We start from the raw sequence: 14,625 nt of genomic DNA on the forward strand, positions 1-14,625 counted from the left end.
GACTTCGGGTCAGCTCTTCCTGCCGGACGAGCCCGAGTCGGAGCCGGAATCGGACCCGGAGCCGGAGCCCGAGTCCTTGTCGATGGCGGAGCCGGAGCCCGCGTCCGGCTTGTCCGTGGACGCCGGGGCGGACGGGGACCCGGACCCGGCCTCGTTCGCCTCGGCCACCGCCGTCACGACCTCCTTGGCCGCGGCCTTCGCGTCCTTCGACAGGTCGTCGGCGTCCGGGGTCTTGTCGCCCGCCAGACCCGCGCCGTTGTAGTCGAGCGTGATGACCACGTTCTCGGCCCGCACCACGACCGTCTGCTGCCTGAAGTCGCCCTCGTCCTTCTTCAGGTCGTACCGCACCAGCGTCGCCTGGTCGCCGGTGCCGCCGACCTGCTCGGTCCTGACGTTCTTCGCGCCGTCGACCGACTTGGCCTCGCCGATCTTCTTCTCGTACTGCTCGGCGGCCCGCTCCTCGCCCGGGCCGCGCGCCTCGTCCGAGTCCAGGCGCAGCAACGACACGCTCAGCCAGCGGTACTGGGAGCCGTCCACGCCGTTGTCCGCGAGGCTGGTCCAGCGGCAGTCGCCGCTGACGTCCGGCTGGCCCTCGCTGATGGCCTTGCCGGACTTCGCGCCCTCCGGAACCAGGTCCTTCAGGGTCTTCTCGGACAACACCGAGCAGGTGTCGGGCAGTTTGCCGTACGCGGCCGCCTGCACGGCGCTCGCCGACGGCGTGGGCGACGCCGACGCACTGGACTCGTCCTTCGCGTCGCCGCCCGAGCCCGAACCGGCGCCCGAGCCGGAGTCCGAGGAACAGGCGGAGGCCATGAGCAGCACCGGAACGGCGGTGGCAGCCACGAGGAGACGGCGCCCGCGTGCGCTGCCGCCGGGGCGTCCGGCCCGCCCGGCCGGTTCGACTCGCTGGTGCTGCTGGTCGCGCTGTGCTGATCGGTGCATGGTTCCTTCACTCATGACGTGTCTGACGCTCGTGGTTCCTGCGGTCGGACTGTCGGATCGGGTCCGCGGGGGCCACGGTACGCGGTGGGGAAGGAGGGCGGTCGTGGTTCGGGTGGTTCGCCGGCGGGCCCGACGGCCGCCCAAGTGCGGTCAGCCGTCGAGCGAGTCCGCCAGCCGTGCGGCCAGATTCCGGGCCCTGTCCTGCATTTCCTCGCTGTCCGGGACGTCCGTCATGGTCGTCGGCTGCTCCGCGTACTCGATCGTCACGATGACGTTGGACGTGCGGAAGACCACAGTCACCGTGCGCTGGTGGGCGGTGCTCAGCTCGTCGTCCAGGAACGCGGAGTCGGCGAGGTCGTCGAGGGCGCGGGGCTGGAGGGAGGGCGGGGTCGCGGTCGCGCCGGTGGGGTCCGGTGCCGGGTCGGAGGCCGACCCGGAGGCGCTGCCCGAGGCGGACGCGGAAGGGGTCGCGCCGCCCGAGGGCGTGCCGTCACCGAGGTCGTCCTCGGTGCCGCCGTCGGGGTGGACGCCCTCCGCGCCGCTCCCGGTCCCGGCCGTCCCCTCCGTTCCGGCCGACCCGTCGGCCGTGGCGGTGGCGGTCGGGGCGGCCGTGGCGGTGGCGTCCGTCGCGTCGCTCCCGCTCGCCGTCGGGGAGGGTTCCGGGAGGTCGGCCGCCTCGACCTTGGCCGCGTAGATCTCCTGGGCCGCGTCGTCGTCGCTGACCGCGTTGTCGTACGACACCACGCGTTCGAAGTCGACCAGCAGATGGTCCGTCGCGGTCGCCGACTCCACCTTCCAGCGGCAGCCCACGCGCCGGTCCGTGTCGTAGGTGAGCGTGGCCTCGCCCTCGTACGCCGTCGCGCGCTGCTCCACGTCCGTGATCTGCCTGATGCCCGGCAGCAGTGTGTCGAGGGAGTCGTGGCCGACCGCTCCGCAGGCCTCCGGGAGGGTGCGGTAGCGGCCCGGCTGGGCGGCGGGCGCGGTGGCGCCGGTGTCGCCGGGGCGGTTGTCGGTGGCGTCGTCGGAGGCGTCCGAGCCGGTGCAGCCGGCCAGCAGCGCCGCGAGGAGCACGGCGATACCGGGTACGTACGCCTTCGGCTGCACGGGGGCTCCTCTCGACGGACCGCCGGCCGCGCGGTCCCGGCGCGGTGGTCTCCTGGGGTCGTTCGTCCGGTTGGTCGTCCGGTCGTTCGTCTCGCGGTTATTCGCTTGCCGCACCAGTGCGGCCGCCGCACACAATGTGTATCGCACGCAACGCCGTGAACGCCGGTCCCGTATCCCATTCGTCGGCCTTGGCGCTGGTTTTGCGCATTCCATGCTTCTGTTGTTTTTTCGGGGGAACGAGGGCGATATGTCGTACGTCGAGGTGCCTGGCGCGCGGGTGCCGATCCGCATGTGGACCGACCCGGCGTCGGTCGAGGGCGGCGCGATGCAGCAGCTCCAGAACGTGGCGACACTGCCGTGGGTCAAGGGCCTGGCCGTCATGCCCGACGTCCATTACGGAAAGGGTGCCACGGTGGGTTCCGTCATCGCGATGCGGGGTGCGGTCTGCCCGGCGGCGGTGGGCGTGGACATCGGGTGCGGGATGTCGGCGGTGCGGACCTCCCTGACCGCGAACGATCTGCCGGGGGACCTGTCCAGGCTGCGGTCGAGGATCGAGCAGGCGATCCCGGTGGGCCGGGGCATGCACGACTCCCCGGTCGAGCCGGGGCGGCTGCACGGGTTCGCCACCGCGGGATGGGACGACTTCTGGGCACGGTTCGACGGGGTCGCCGAATCAGTCAGATTCCGTCACGACCGGGCGGAGAAGCAGATGGGAACGCTGGGCAGCGGAAATCATTTCGTCGAGTTCTGTCTGGACGAGACCGGTTCGGTCTGGCTCATGTTGCACTCCGGTTCCCGGAACATCGGCAAGGAGCTGGCCGAGCACCACATCGGCGTCGCCCGGAAGCTCCCGCACAACCAGGGGCTGATCGACCGCGACCTGGCCGTCTTCGTCGCGGACACACCGCAGATGGCCGCGTACCAGAACGACCTCTACTGGGCGCAGGAGTACGCGAGGCACAACCGGTCGATCATGATGGCGCTCTTCAAGGACGTGGTCCGCAAGGAGTTCAAGAAGGCCCGGGTCACCTTCGAGCCCGAGGTGAGCTGCCACCACAACTACGTGAGCCGCGAGCGGTACGAGGGCATGGACCTGCTCGTCACCCGCAAGGGGGCGATCAGCGCCAAGGCCGGTGAGTACGGCATCATCCCGGGCTCGATGGGCACCGGCTCGTACATCGTGAAGGGGCTCGGCAACGAGAAGTCCTTCAACTCCGCCTCGCACGGGGCGGGCCGTCGCATGAGCCGCACCGCGGCCAAGCGCCGCTTCTCCACGAAGGACCTGGAGGAGCAGACGCGGGGCGTGGAGTGCCGCAAGGACGCCGGTGTGGTGGACGAGATCCCCGGTGCGTACAAGCCGATCGAGCAGGTCATCGACCAGCAGCGGGATCTCGTACAGGTGGTGGCGAAGCTGAAGCAGGTCATCTGCGTGAAGGGCTGAGCCGTCCGCGCGCAGGACTGGTCAGAAGCGGTACGTGTCGTCCGTGTCCAGGGCCAGGACGCGCTGCCGGTCGTTGAGGTGGTTGCCGTCGACCGCGCCGCCGCCGCTCCAGGCCGTGCCGATCTCCAGCAGGACCTCGGGCGGCGCGCCCACCAGCCGTACCCGCAGGCTGATCGTGGTGCCGGGGCCGTCCGCCGCGAGCGCGCCCGTGCCGCACAGCACCGTCCAGGCGTCCGACCGCGTGCAGCGGTGCGGCAGCGACTGCGCGTCGGCGATCGGCGTCGACCAGCGCAGCCGCACGGTGGCGTCGTCGACGGGGGACGGGCCGTGGTTGTGCGCGACGAGCGTCACGTCGGCACGGCCCGCGTCCAGGGCGACGTGACCGTGGTAGGCGAGGTCGGCCTCGGGGACGGGCGGACCCGCCGCGAGGGCGGTGGCGCCGCCGAGGAGGACCGCGCCCGCCGTGAGCGCGCCGAGGATGCGCATGACGTCGGCTCCCTGGTCGTGGAACGTGAGTGCACCGCCATACATGCCACCCGGCGGTACGGCTCAGGCGCCGCCCATCAGGTGAGGCGGCGTCCTCGGCGGGCGGGGCGGCATGGCAGGCTGCCCGTATGGTGATCGTTCGATCCGTCGTCCTGTTCGTCCTCGCCGCGCTGTTCGAGATCGGCGGTGCCTGGCTGGTGTGGCAGGGCGTGCGCGAGCACCGCGGCTGGCTGTGGATCGGCGCGGGCGTCGTCGCGCTCGGCGCGTACGGGTTCGTGGCGACGCTCCAGCCGGACGCGAACTTCGGCCGCATCCTCGCCGCGTACGGCGGTGTGTTCGTCGCCGGGTCACTGGCCTGGGGCATGGTCGCGGACGGCTACCGGCCCGACCGCTGGGACGTGGCCGGTGCGCTGGTCTGCCTGGTGGGGATGGCGTTGATCATGTATGCGCCCCGCGGCGGCAACTGAGTCCGGTCCGCCGCCGCCCGAACGCCCCGGGGACCACGGCCCACGGCCCACGGAACGGGACGCCCCGGCACTCCCGTGCATCCCGCACCTATCCTGGCGGGGACCCGGCACGGCAGCAGCCCGCTGCCCCAGTACGGCACCGAGGAGTTACGTCCATGACCGCCCCCGCCACCCCCTCCGCCGCCTCCCGTATCGCCGTCGTCACCGGCGCGAGCAGCGGCATCGGTGCCGCCACGGCCCGGCAGCTGGCCGCGGCCGGCTACCGCGTGGTGCTGACCGCCCGCCGCAAGGACCGTATCGAGGCCCTTGCGGAGGAGATCAACGCGGCGGGCCACTCGGCCACGGCGTACACCCTGGACGTGACGGACCGCGCGGCGGTCGACGAGTTCGCCACGGCGTTCAGGACCATCGGCGTGCTGGTGAACAACGCGGGCGGCGCGCTCGGCACCGACCCGGTCGCCACCGGCGCCCCGGAGGACTGGCGCCGGATGTACGAGACCAACGTCATCGGCACCCTCAACATGACCCAGGCACTGCTCCCGGCGCTCACCGCGAGCGGCGACGGCACGGTGGTCGTGGTGTCCTCCACGGCGGGCCACGCCACGTACGAGGGCGGTGCCGGGTACGTCGCCGCCAAGCACGGTGCGCACGTCCTCGCGGAGACGCTGCGGCTGGAGATCGTGGGGCAGCCGGTCCGCGTGATCGAGATCGCGCCGGGCATGGTGAAGACGGACGAGTTCTCGCTCAACCGGTTCGGCGGGGACGAGGAGAAGGCCGCCAAGGTCTACGAAGGCGTCGCCGAGCCGCTGACCGCGGACGACGTGGCGGACACCATCGCCTGGGCGGTCACCCGGCCCAGCCACGTGAACGTGGACCTGCTCGTCCTGCGCCCGCGCGCGCAGGCGTCGAACACGAAGGTGCACCGGGAGCTCTGAGCCTCCCGGCGTACGTATCGCTGGTACCGCGTCCGGTGTCAGCGATACGGCCTGGGCGTACGCCGTCGGCGGCACGCCCACGGTCGCGGTGAGGTCGCGGACCAGGTGGGCCTGGTCCGCGTAGCCGACATCGGCGGCGCGGTCGGCCCGGTCGGCGGCGCGGTCGGCCCGGTCGGCGGCCCGAGCGGCCCGGTCCATGGCGCGGTCGGTCCCGGCGTGCTCCAGGGCCTCGTGGATGCGATGGCGCAGGACCGCCCTTCCCCGAGCTCGCGGCTTCGCTCAAGCAGGGGACCCCCTGGCCCGACCTCCATGTACTCGGTGAAGAGGCGCCGGAGCGCGCCGGACGCCGCCACACCCGGTCGCGCCCCTCCAGCCTCCGGGCGAACGGGCCGAGGCCGATCCAGGCACCTCCGCGACCCTCGAAATGCTGGTCCCCGTCCTGGTCCCCGTCTCCTGGTCCCCGTCCTGGTCGCCGTACCGACGGGCTCCACCGGAGAAGCGCACCCCGGGGGCGGCGACGGCTGCGGAATAGGGAAGGCGGGAGGGCTGTTCCGGAGGTATAGTTGAATCGTAAACAACTTGGAGGGCGGCAGCCATGATGCAGTTCGGAATCTTCAGCGTCGGTGACGTCACGCCCGACCCGACCACGGGCCGGACGCCGACCGAGCGTGAGCGCATCAAGGCGATGGTCGCGATCGCGCTGAAGGCCGAGGAGGTCGGCCTGGACGTGTTCGCGACGGGGGAGCACCACAACCCGCCGTTCGTGCCGTCCTCCCCGACCACGATGCTCGGCTACATCGCCGCCCGCACCGAGCGGCTCGTCCTCTCCACCGCGACCACGCTGATCACCACCAACGACCCGGTGAAGATCGCCGAGGACTACGCGATGCTCCAGCACCTGGCCGACGGGCGCGTCGACCTGACGATGGGGCGCGGCAACACCGGCCCGGTCTACCCGTGGTTCGGACAGGACATCCGGCAGGGCATCAACCTCGCCATCGAGAACTACGCCCTGCTGCGCCGGCTGTGGACCGAGAAGGTGGTGAACTGGGAGGGCAAGTTCCGCACGCCCCTCCAGGGCTTCACCGCAACGCCCGCGCCGATGGACGGCGTGCCGCCGTTCGTCTGGCACGGCTCGATCCGCTCCCCGGAGATCGCCGAGCAGGCCGCGTACTACGGCGACGGCTTCTTCCACAACAACATCTTCTGGCCCGCCGACCACACCAAGCGGATGATCGAGCTGTACCGCACCCGGTACGCGCACTACGGGCACGGCACGCCCGAGCAGGCGATCGTCGGGCTCGGCGGCCAGGTGTTCATGCGGAAGAACTCGCAGGACGCGGTGCGCGAGTTCCGCCCCTACTTCGACGTGGCGCCGGTGTACGGGCACGGGCCGTCGCTGGAGGACTTCACCGCGCAGACGCCGCTGACGGTCGGCTCGCCGCAGCAGGTCATCGAGAAGACGCTGGGTTTCCGCGAGTACGCGGGCGACTACCAGCGCCAGCTGTTCCTGATGGACCACGCGGGGCTGCCGCTGAAGACCGTGCTCGAGCAGCTCGACATCCTCGGCGAGGAGGTCGTGCCGGTGCTGCGCGAGGAGTTCGCGAAGGGCCGCCCGGCGAACGTGCCGGACGCGCCCACCCACGGGTCCCTGGTCGCCGCGGTCCGCGCGGCCGAGGCCACGGAGGACTCCGGCGAGGAGGTGCGGAGCGCGTGAGGACCGTCAAGCTCGTCGTCGTCTCGGCGGGGCTGAGCGTGCCGTCGTCCACCCGGCTGCTGGGCGACCGGCTGGCCGCCGCGACCACCGCACGCGTGCCCGCCGGGGCCGACGTCCAGGTCGTCGAGCTGCGCGACCTGGCCGTCGAGATCGCGCACAACTTCACGAACGGCTTCCCGGGACCGCGCCTGGCCCCCGCGCTGGACGCCGTGCGGGCGGCGGACGGCCTGATCGTGGTCACGCCGGTGTTCTCCGCCTCCTACAGCGGGCTGTTCAAGTCGTTCTTCGACGTGCTCGACAAGGACGCCCTGATCGGCAAGCCGGTGCTCCTCGCGGCCACGGGCGGCTCCGCCCGGCACTCGCTGGTCCTCGAACACGCGCTGCGCCCGCTGTTCGCGTACCTGCGCGCGACGACCGTGCCCACCGCGGTCTACGCGGCCTCGGAGGACTGGGGAGCGGAGGGACTCGCCGAGCGGATCGAGCGGGCGGCGGAGGAGCTGGCGGGGATGCTGCGCGGCCCGCGCGGGGTCGAGTCCGCGGCCGGCGCCTCGTCCGAGTCCCCGGCCGCGGACTCGGGCTCGGGCTCGGGCTCGGACTCGGACGAGGGTGGACCCGAGACCCCGTCCGGGGACGCGTACGGCACGGACATCGGGCCGGGGCCCGGATCTTCGACCGCCCCCGGTCCCGGGGCGGACCTCCCCGCCGTGATCCCCTTCGAGCAGCAGCTCGCTGCGCTGAGGCCGTAGCGGGGCAGTGCCGACGGTGGCGGCCCCCTGGCGGGGCCCCCGTGGCTTCGCCAGGGGGCCGGTGCCGTCCGCAGGTGAGTTCCGGCGGGCGGGATCCGGTGCGTGGTCAGCCGGGGCGGGTGTGGCGAACGGGGCGAACCGGTCCGTCGTGGGCCGTTCGTCCCGGCCCCCGCTACGCACCGTGCCGACGGGCGAGATCCGGCGGGCGGCCGGCCGGCGTGGGGCGGCCCGGCGCGTCCGCCTCGCTCAGCCGTCCGTGCCGGCCGGCCCGGGCCGGGGGTCTCCGGGCCGGCCGGCCGTCACCGAGCGCGCGTGGCCGCTGGTTCCGGACGGGCCGGGCATGGGGTCCGGGACGGCAGCGGGGCGATGCCCGGGGTCCGGGCTCTGTTCGCTCCTTCGGGCGGCAGGCCCTCCGGGTGGCGTCCCCGGCGTTGTACGGGCGGTCGACGCGCGCATCCGCGTGGACAGCCGGCCCGCCCTGCTCCGCCACGCCCGCACCCGGCGCCGTACCAGCCGTACCCGGCGCCGTACCCAGCCCCTCGCGCGGGCCTTCTCGCGCACCCATCCGCGTCGGCGGCGCGTGGCGTGCAGCTCGGCGAACAGCAGTTCGTAGCGGGTCAGGATCGGGGCGGGGTCGTAACGGTGCGCGCTCCGCAGGGCCGCCTCACCCATCGCGCGCCGGGTGCCGTCGGCCACGATCAGTTCCAGCATCGCGTCGGCGAGGGCACGGACGTCGCCCACGGGGACGAGGCGGCCGTCGACGCCGTCCGTGACGATCTCGGCGGGCCCGAGCGGGCAGTCCGTGCTGACGACGGGCACCCCGCAGCGCATCGCCTCCACCAGCGTCATCCCGAACGACTCCGCGTCCGAGGCGCTGACCACCAGTGACGCCTGCGCGAACGCGGCCTCGATCGGGGTGCGCACGCCCATCAGCCGGGCCCGGCCGGCGAGGCCCAACTCCTCGATCAGCTCTCGCAGACGGCCCTTCTCCTTGCCGCCGCCGTAGATCCGCAACTCCCAGTCCGGCTCCTTCGCCGCCACCCGTGCGAACGCCTCCAGGAGCAGGTCGAAGCGCTTGCCGCGGGTCAGCCGGCCGGCCGCCGCGATCACCGGGGCGGTGCGGGGGGACGGGGGGACGCCCGCCTCCGGCACGATGTTCGGCACCGACAGCACCCGTACCCCCGGCAGCGTCATCCGCTCCCGGTACACCCGGGCGTCCGCCTCGGTCGTCGTCACCACCGCGTCCAGGGCGCGGTAGTGACGGGCGAGGACCCGCAGCAACGCCCTGCCGTGCGCGTCGTGGCGCAGGTGCTCCTGCCCGACGCGCAGCGCGTCACGGGGCGCGAAGCGGGCGACGTACACGTTCAGGCCCGGACGGGTGCCGATGACGACGTCCGCGCGGCAGCCGGACAGATGGGCACGGACCCGCCGGTCGGTCAGGCGGCTGTACTGGTGGTGCCGCCCGTCCTCGACGGGGAAGTCGACGGCCGGCCGCCCGTACGCGGGGTTCGCCAGGTCCGCGCTGCCCGGCCGCAGGTCCACCAGGGGGACGAGCCCGACCCGCGGGTCGATGCGGAAGCGGGGCGTGTCGCGGTGCCGGGACATCGACACGATCTCCACCTCGTGCCGGTCCGCCAGCGCCGACGCCAGGTTCAGCGTGGTGCGGACGGTGCCGCCGACGGCGTACGCGTTGTGCAGCAGGAACACGATCTTCATGCGCCGGGGCCCGGCCGTGGCGCGCGGGGCCTCCGGGGCCCTGTGCCGGGACTCCGGCGCCGTGCGGTGGGTCGTCGGCTCCATAGGGGTCGGCTCCATAGGGAGCGCGTACCCGCCCTGCCCGCCCCGCCGCGCGCGCTGCGCCGTCTGCCTCATACGAACCTCCCCCCGCGTGGTTCCGGTCCGACGCCCGGCCCCGCGTACCGGACACGGTGGTGCGGCCGGATAAGCGACCGGCCCGGCGCCGGTGAGAGGCGAGTAAGAAGCCGTTCCCGCCCGTTCCCGCCCGGTGGTTCGGGGCCGGGGCCTTGGCAGACTGGTGCGGTGCCGCAGACTGTGCTGCTCGCCGAGGACGACCGCGCCATCCGCCACGCGCTGGAACGCGCGCTGACCCTCGAGGGGTACGAGGTGACGGCCGTCGCCGACGGGGTGGAGGCGCTCGCGCAGGCCCACCGGACGCCGCCGGACGTGCTCGTCCTGGACGTGATGATGCCGGGCGTCGACGGGCTCCAGGTGTGCCGGGTGCTGCGGGCCGAGGGGGACCGCACGCCGATACTGATGCTCACCGCGCTGGTGGAGACGGCCGACCGGATCGCCGGTCTGGACGCCGGGGCGGACGACTACGTCGTCAAGCCGTTCGACGTGGAGGAGGTGTTCGCCCGGCTGCGGGCCCTGCTCCGCCGGACGGGCGGCCCGGCGGACGGTGCCGGTTCTGGACCGTCGGGGGACATGTCCCGGCCGTCACCGGGGGAGACCGGTACCGGTACCGGTGCCAGCACCGAGACCGGTAGCGGTACAGGTACCGGCACCGGTGCCCGGGTGCTCGCCGCGGCGGGGCTGCGCATGGACGTCCACGCCCGGCGGGCCTGGCGGGGGGCGCGGGAGCTGGAGCTGACCCGGACCGAGTTCGACCTGCTGGAGCTCCTCGTCCGCAACGCCGGGACCGTCCTCGACCACACGACGATCTACGACCGCATCTGGGGCTACGACTTCGGCCCCGGCTCCAAGAACCTCGCCGTGTACGTCGGCTACCTGCGGCGCAAGCTCGACGAGCCGGAGGCGTCGGCGCTGATCCACACGGTGCGCGGCGTGGGGTACGTGCTGAGGGAGGACTGAGTGCGCCCGCGCCGGCCCCGGGCCTCCTCCCTCCGGACCACCTTCACGGTGTCCTTCGCCGCCGTCGCGGCCGTCGTCACCGTCCTCGTCGGCTTCATCGGCTACGGCGCGGCCGCCCGGCTGGTCCGGGTCGACCAGCAGACCGTGTTCGCCGGCGAGGTGCGGGAGCTGCGCCGGCAGGTACGGGCGCACGACCTCGGCCCCGGCGACTACGTGCCCTCCGGCCGCAGCGGACCGCGCGACGAGCTGATGCGCACGGGCCGTACGGTCGTCCAGGTCCTCGGCCCCGGCGGGACGGTCGTCGACCGGAGCAGCCAGGAACTGCCCGTGCGCTCCCTGGACCGCCGCCTGGCCGACACCGCCCCCGCGGGCCGGGTGACCGAGCACGACGAGGTGGCGCAGGGCGACGGACGCTACCGCGTGGCCACCGTGTCCCTCGGCGGCGGGCGGGGCGCCGTCCAGCTGGCGCAGGAGTTCAGCGACACGGAGGACCTGCTGCGGGAGCTCCAGCAGCGCACCGTGCTCGTGGTCTGGGCGGTCGTCGTCTCGGCCGGACTGTTCGGCTGGTGGCTGGCCCGCCGCGTCACCCGGCGCCTGGTACGGCTCGCCGGGGCGGCGGAGGACGTCGCCCGCACCGGGCGGCCGGCCATCCAGGTGCCCGTCGCCGGCCGGGACGAGGTGGCCCGCCTCGGCCGTTCCTTCGACCGCATGCTGGTCCGGCTCGCGCGGGCCGAGGAGGACCAGCGGCGGCTGGTGCAGGACGCGGGCCACGAGCTCCGCACCCCCCTGACGTCCCTGCGCACCAACATCTCCCTGCTGCGCCGCATCGACGAGTTACCGGCCGCCGTCCGCGAGGAGCTGGTCAACGACCTCGCCGAGGAGGCCCGCGAACTCACCGACCTGGTCAACGAGCTGGTGGACCTGGCGGCCGGCCAGTCCGGCACCGAGCCCGTCCAGCGGGTGGCCCTCGCCGACGTCGCCCAGGACGTGGCGGCCCTCGCCCGCCGCCGCACCGGCCGCCGGATCGTGGTCCGCGCGGACGGGGACACCACGGTGGAGGGCCGGGCGGGCGCGCTGCAGCGGGCGGTGTCGAACCTGGTGGAGAACGCCGCGAAGTTCGACCACGACGACCACGGGAGATCGGAACCGATCGAGATCGTGGTGACGGGGGCCAGGGCGCCCTCACCGTCCGGAACAGGCGGGGACGGTGACGGCGGCGGCACCGAGCCCGTCCGCGTCGAGGTGCGCGACCGCGGCCCCGGGATCGCGGACGACGACCTGGTCCGCGTCTTCGACCGCTTCTACCGTGCCCCCGCCGCCCGCAGCCTCCCCGGCTCGGGCCTCGGACTGTCCATCGTCCGGGAGGTGGCCGAGGCCCACGGGGGCATGCCCTTCGCAGGGCGGCGGGAGGGGGGCGGGGCGGTCCTCGGCTTCACGGCGCGGGCGGCCGGGGGCCGCGCGGCGGCGGACCGCTGACCGGCACGGACACCGGCACCGGCACCGGTCGCCGGCCCGGACGCCCCGCACGGCGCAGCGCCCGCCCCTCGGCCCGGTACCACTGGTACGCCACCACCACCGCCAGGGCGATCTCGACGACGTCCCCGCCGTAGTACATGAGCTGCGAGGCCAGACGCAGGTCGGCCGCCGCGTACGCCGTGCCGGGCGGGCCCGCCGCGTAGAGGCTCTTGGCGAGCACGGCGTGGGCCGCGGCGGCGGCGAGCAGGGTCCCGGCGCGCAGCGGCAGCCCGGGGCGGTGCCGCAGCGGGTCGAGGGCCAGCACCGAGAAGGTGAACAGCGTCCCGGCGGCGAAGAGGTGCACGTACAGCAGCGGACTGTGGTGCACACCGGCGGGCAGCGGCACCCGGTACAGCACCCACAGCCCGCCGATGTCGAACAGGGCCGCGACCGGCGGGAGGACGAGGAACCGCACCGGCCGCGTCCGCGTCAGCGACAGCAGTCCGCGCCGCACCGGGACGGGAGCGGTCCGCAGCACCAGGGTGCCCGGCCGGGCGAGCACGACCAGCAGCGGTGCCGCCATGCCGGCGCCCAGATGCGCGGCCGTGTGCGCGGTGAACGGTGGCAGCCACGTCCCCCACGGCACCTCGACCGCGCAGACCAGCACGGCCCCGCCCAGCCACCAGGACGCCTCCCGGCTCCGCGCCCAGGCGTCACCGCGCCGCCGCAGCCGGCCGGCGGCGTACGTGTAGAGCACGCAGGCCAGGAGGACGGCGGCGACGGTCATGCGGTACCGGCGTGCGCGTCCGCACGCCCGTGCGCCGCCGCCCCCGCGCGGCGCGCCCGCAGCCACAGGGCCGCCCCGGCGGCCAGGAACAGCACGGCGATCACGTTCCAGGTCCAGTCGTACGGCGCCGGATCGACGTCGTAACGGATCTGGTGCAGGCGCAGCACCTTGTGCTGGATCGTCCCGTCGTAGAGCTGGAAGCCCCCGATGCCGAGGCACACCCCCGACCACCAGGCGGGCCGCACCAGGCCGTCGCGCCGCCGCAGGTCGGCGTAGAGGAACAGCCCGGCGACCGTGGCCAGCCAGCCGCCCGCGTGGAAGAGGCCGTCCGAGACGAGTCCCACGTCGGTGGTCGACCTGTCGTAGAAGTGGTGCCAGTGCAGCAACTGGTGGAAGACGACCTCGTCCACGAACGCCGCCACCCCGACCCCGACCAGGATGCCTCCGGCCAGGGTGCGGCGTGTCAGCGGCATGCCGTGCCGTTGCGGGGGGCCGACGGGCATCCAGTCCTCCAGGCGGGTGGGCGACGGAAGCCGCCGCCGGGTACCCAGATCGCCCGGTACCGAAACGACGACGACCGGGCCTACGGCCAGACCAGGCAGTACGGCTGGTGCCCCGCCTCGTGCAGCCGGTGGCTGAAGTCCTGCCACTCGTGCAGCAGTTGGTACACGTTGAACGCGTCCCGGGGGCCGCCGCGGTCCGGGACCGTGGACCAGATGAAGGCCGCCGCGCCGACCGCCTCCTCGCCGATGCCGCGCAGCGGGTCGACGACCGTCATGGGCAGCTTCACCACCGCGTAGTCGGGGTGGAGGACCACCAGTTCCAGCGGGGGCACCCTGTGCAGCGGTACGCCCTCGATGCCGGTCAGCACCATGGCCGCCATCGTCTCCGGCTTGATCTTGGTGAACATGCCGTTCATGCCGAGCTCGTCGCCGCCGAGTTCCTCGGGCCGCATCGAGATCGGGACGCGGGCCGCCGTCGCGCCGTCCGGTGCGCCGAAGTACTTGTACGTCACCCCCACCCGGCCACCACTCCCGCTCCCTGTCCGCAGCCGGTCGAGGGCGCGGTCCACCGGGTCGATGCGGTCCACGTGCTCCGCCCGGCCCTTCCGGTTGGCGCGGCTCCTCCTGCGGGGCTGATCCATGCGATCCATACGGTCCATACCGTCCATACGGCCCGCACGGTCGATTCGCTCAGAAGCGGCCCGCCCGGGGTCGATCCGCTCGGGATCGGGGAGGCGACCGGGGAACTCCTGCTGCCGCGGAGCGGGGTGAAGGGGCGGAGTGACAGGACTGACGGGGCCCTGAGGAACCACGGGGCCCTGCGGGGCCGCCGGGCCCGGTGAGGCCGACGGGTGCTGGTGCTGGTGCTGTGGAGCCGAGTCATTCCGTGGAGGCAACGGGTTCCGGGGAACCGTGGGGTGCTGGGGGACCGGAGGGCTCTGTGCGGCCGACGGACTCTGCGGGCCCGCGACATCACCTTGGGGACCAGTGGAACCAGCTCGCGGGCCGGTGGAACCCTGCGGGTCTGTGAGGCCCCGCGCGTTGGTGAGACCCTGCGGTCCAGCGAGGCCCTGTGAGCTTGTGGAGCCCTGGGGGCTTGCGGGGGTCGGTGGGGTGTGGGGGCCCGGTGCGTTCTGGGGACCCGGCGATCCATGGCGCGCCTCGCCTCGTGTCTCGGTCGATTCCTCCGCTTCGCGCCGGTGCCTTCCCC

Annotated in this window: 13 protein-coding genes and 2 pseudogenes; 7 read left to right on the forward strand and 8 right to left on the reverse strand. The window is 73.7% G+C overall.

Annotated features, from left to right (window positions below):
- Window positions 1-9 precede the first annotated feature (9 nt).
- Together IEZ04_RS17190 and IEZ04_RS17195 are read right to left on the reverse strand one after the other, a co-directional pair.
- Window positions 10-942 (reverse strand): hypothetical protein, encoded by a 933-nt coding sequence (locus IEZ04_RS17190; RefSeq protein ID WP_189217765.1) that lies wholly within the window; start codon window positions 940-942, stop codon window positions 10-12.
- Window positions 943-1,092: 150 nt separating this feature from the next.
- Window positions 1,093-2,046 carry a DUF3558 domain-containing protein gene (locus IEZ04_RS17195; protein ID WP_189217766.1) on the reverse strand — a complete coding sequence of 318 codons (954 nt, stop codon included), beginning with the start codon at window positions 2,044-2,046 and terminating at the stop codon, window positions 1,093-1,095.
- Between the two features lie 247 nt (window positions 2,047-2,293).
- Here IEZ04_RS17195 and IEZ04_RS17200 point away from each other — a divergent pair, with 247 nt between their 5' ends.
- On the forward strand, window positions 2,294-3,487 hold the full coding sequence (locus IEZ04_RS17200; protein ID WP_189217767.1) for an RtcB family protein: 1,194 nt from the start codon (window positions 2,294-2,296) through the stop codon (window positions 3,485-3,487).
- A gap of 21 nt (window positions 3,488-3,508) precedes the next feature.
- On the opposite strand, the gene IEZ04_RS17205 is transcribed toward IEZ04_RS17200, so the two are convergent.
- Entirely contained in the window at window positions 3,509-3,973 is a 465-nt protein-coding gene (locus IEZ04_RS17205) for a hypothetical protein (RefSeq protein WP_189217768.1), read from the reverse strand.
- Window positions 3,974-4,101: 128 nt separating this feature from the next.
- Between IEZ04_RS17205 and IEZ04_RS17210 the strand changes: the two genes are divergently transcribed.
- The gene (locus tag IEZ04_RS17210) at window positions 4,102-4,440 is read left to right on the forward strand and encodes a YnfA family protein (protein ID WP_189217769.1); all 339 of its coding nucleotides are present in this window, start codon (window positions 4,102-4,104) and stop codon (window positions 4,438-4,440) included.
- Between the two features lie 155 nt (window positions 4,441-4,595).
- A complete protein-coding gene (locus tag IEZ04_RS17215; RefSeq protein WP_189217770.1) occupies window positions 4,596-5,375 on the forward strand; it encodes an SDR family NAD(P)-dependent oxidoreductase in 780 nt (259 codons plus the stop codon).
- A 42-nt stretch (window positions 5,376-5,417) separates the two neighbouring features.
- Here IEZ04_RS17215 and IEZ04_RS34875 read toward each other — a convergent pair.
- A pseudogene (locus tag IEZ04_RS34875) lies at window positions 5,418-5,627 on the reverse strand (hypothetical protein); the annotation flags it as partial.
- A gap of 346 nt (window positions 5,628-5,973) precedes the next feature.
- Between IEZ04_RS34875 and IEZ04_RS17220 the strand changes: the two are divergent.
- Together IEZ04_RS17220 and IEZ04_RS17225 are read left to right on the forward strand one after the other, a co-directional pair.
- Window positions 5,974-7,092: an LLM class flavin-dependent oxidoreductase gene (locus IEZ04_RS17220; protein ID WP_189217986.1), complete on the forward strand. Its 1,119-nt coding sequence runs from the start codon at window positions 5,974-5,976 to the stop codon at window positions 7,090-7,092.
- On the forward strand, window positions 7,089-7,838 hold the full coding sequence (locus IEZ04_RS17225; protein ID WP_189217771.1) for an FMN reductase: 750 nt from the start codon (window positions 7,089-7,091) through the stop codon (window positions 7,836-7,838). Before IEZ04_RS17220 ends, IEZ04_RS17225 begins: the two co-directional genes overlap by 4 nt.
- 468 nt (window positions 7,839-8,306) lie before the next feature.
- Here the strand turns inward: IEZ04_RS17225 and IEZ04_RS17230 are convergent.
- Window positions 8,307-9,554: pseudogene (locus IEZ04_RS17230) on the reverse strand (glycosyltransferase family 4 protein); the annotation flags it as partial.
- Between the two features lie 324 nt (window positions 9,555-9,878).
- Between IEZ04_RS17230 and IEZ04_RS17235 the strand changes: the two are divergent.
- Window positions 9,879-10,670 carry a response regulator transcription factor gene (locus IEZ04_RS17235; protein ID WP_189217772.1) on the forward strand — a complete coding sequence of 264 codons (792 nt, stop codon included), beginning with the start codon at window positions 9,879-9,881 and terminating at the stop codon, window positions 10,668-10,670.
- Complete coding sequence (locus tag IEZ04_RS17240; RefSeq protein ID WP_189217773.1) at window positions 10,671-12,146, forward strand: HAMP domain-containing sensor histidine kinase; 1,476 nt, start codon at window positions 10,671-10,673, stop codon at window positions 12,144-12,146.
- On the opposite strand, the gene IEZ04_RS17245 is transcribed toward IEZ04_RS17240, so the two are convergent.
- The 3 genes from IEZ04_RS17245 to IEZ04_RS34880 all read right to left on the reverse strand — a co-directional run bounded on the left by IEZ04_RS17245 (window position 12,103) and on the right by IEZ04_RS34880 (window position 14,056).
- Window positions 12,103-12,912: a cytochrome c oxidase assembly protein gene (locus IEZ04_RS17245; protein WP_189217774.1), complete on the reverse strand. Its 810-nt coding sequence runs from the start codon at window positions 12,910-12,912 to the stop codon at window positions 12,103-12,105. The two genes, IEZ04_RS17240 and IEZ04_RS17245, sit on opposite strands and share 44 nt — an antisense overlap.
- Window positions 12,909-13,415: a DUF2243 domain-containing protein gene (locus IEZ04_RS17250; protein ID WP_189217775.1), complete on the reverse strand. Its 507-nt coding sequence runs from the start codon at window positions 13,413-13,415 to the stop codon at window positions 12,909-12,911. The genes IEZ04_RS17245 and IEZ04_RS17250 overlap by 4 nt, the downstream gene beginning before the upstream one ends.
- 80 nt (window positions 13,416-13,495) lie before the next feature.
- On the reverse strand, window positions 13,496-14,056 hold the full coding sequence (locus IEZ04_RS34880; RefSeq protein ID WP_229821093.1) for a hypothetical protein: 561 nt from the start codon (window positions 14,054-14,056) through the stop codon (window positions 13,496-13,498).
- Window positions 14,057-14,625: the final 569 nt, after the last annotated feature.

This window comes from Streptomyces ruber (assembly GCF_014648075.1).
Lineage (GTDB): Bacteria > Actinomycetota > Actinomycetes > Streptomycetales > Streptomycetaceae > Streptomyces > Streptomyces ruber.

Excerpts from the sequence above, each read along its gene's own strand:
- IEZ04_RS17190 (WP_189217765.1), bottom strand. The coding sequence starts at position 942 with ATGCACCGATCAGCACAGCGCGACCAGCAGCACCAGCGAGTCGAACCG.
- IEZ04_RS17200 (WP_189217767.1), top strand. The coding sequence starts at position 2,294 with ATGTCGTACGTCGAGGTGCCTGGCGCGCGGGTGCCGATCCGCATGTGG.
- IEZ04_RS17205 (WP_189217768.1), bottom strand. The coding sequence starts at position 3,973 with ATGCGCATCCTCGGCGCGCTCACGGCGGGCGCGGTCCTCCTCGGCGGC.
- IEZ04_RS17210 (WP_189217769.1), top strand. The coding sequence starts at position 4,102 with ATGGTGATCGTTCGATCCGTCGTCCTGTTCGTCCTCGCCGCGCTGTTC.
- IEZ04_RS17215 (WP_189217770.1), top strand. The coding sequence starts at position 4,596 with ATGACCGCCCCCGCCACCCCCTCCGCCGCCTCCCGTATCGCCGTCGTC.
- IEZ04_RS17220 (WP_189217986.1), top strand. The coding sequence starts at position 5,974 with ATGCAGTTCGGAATCTTCAGCGTCGGTGACGTCACGCCCGACCCGACC.
- IEZ04_RS17245 (WP_189217774.1), bottom strand. The coding sequence starts at position 12,912 with ATGACCGTCGCCGCCGTCCTCCTGGCCTGCGTGCTCTACACGTACGCC.
- IEZ04_RS17250 (WP_189217775.1), bottom strand. The coding sequence starts at position 13,415 with ATGCCCGTCGGCCCCCCGCAACGGCACGGCATGCCGCTGACACGCCGC.
- IEZ04_RS34880 (WP_229821093.1), bottom strand. The coding sequence starts at position 14,056 with ATGGATCAGCCCCGCAGGAGGAGCCGCGCCAACCGGAAGGGCCGGGCG.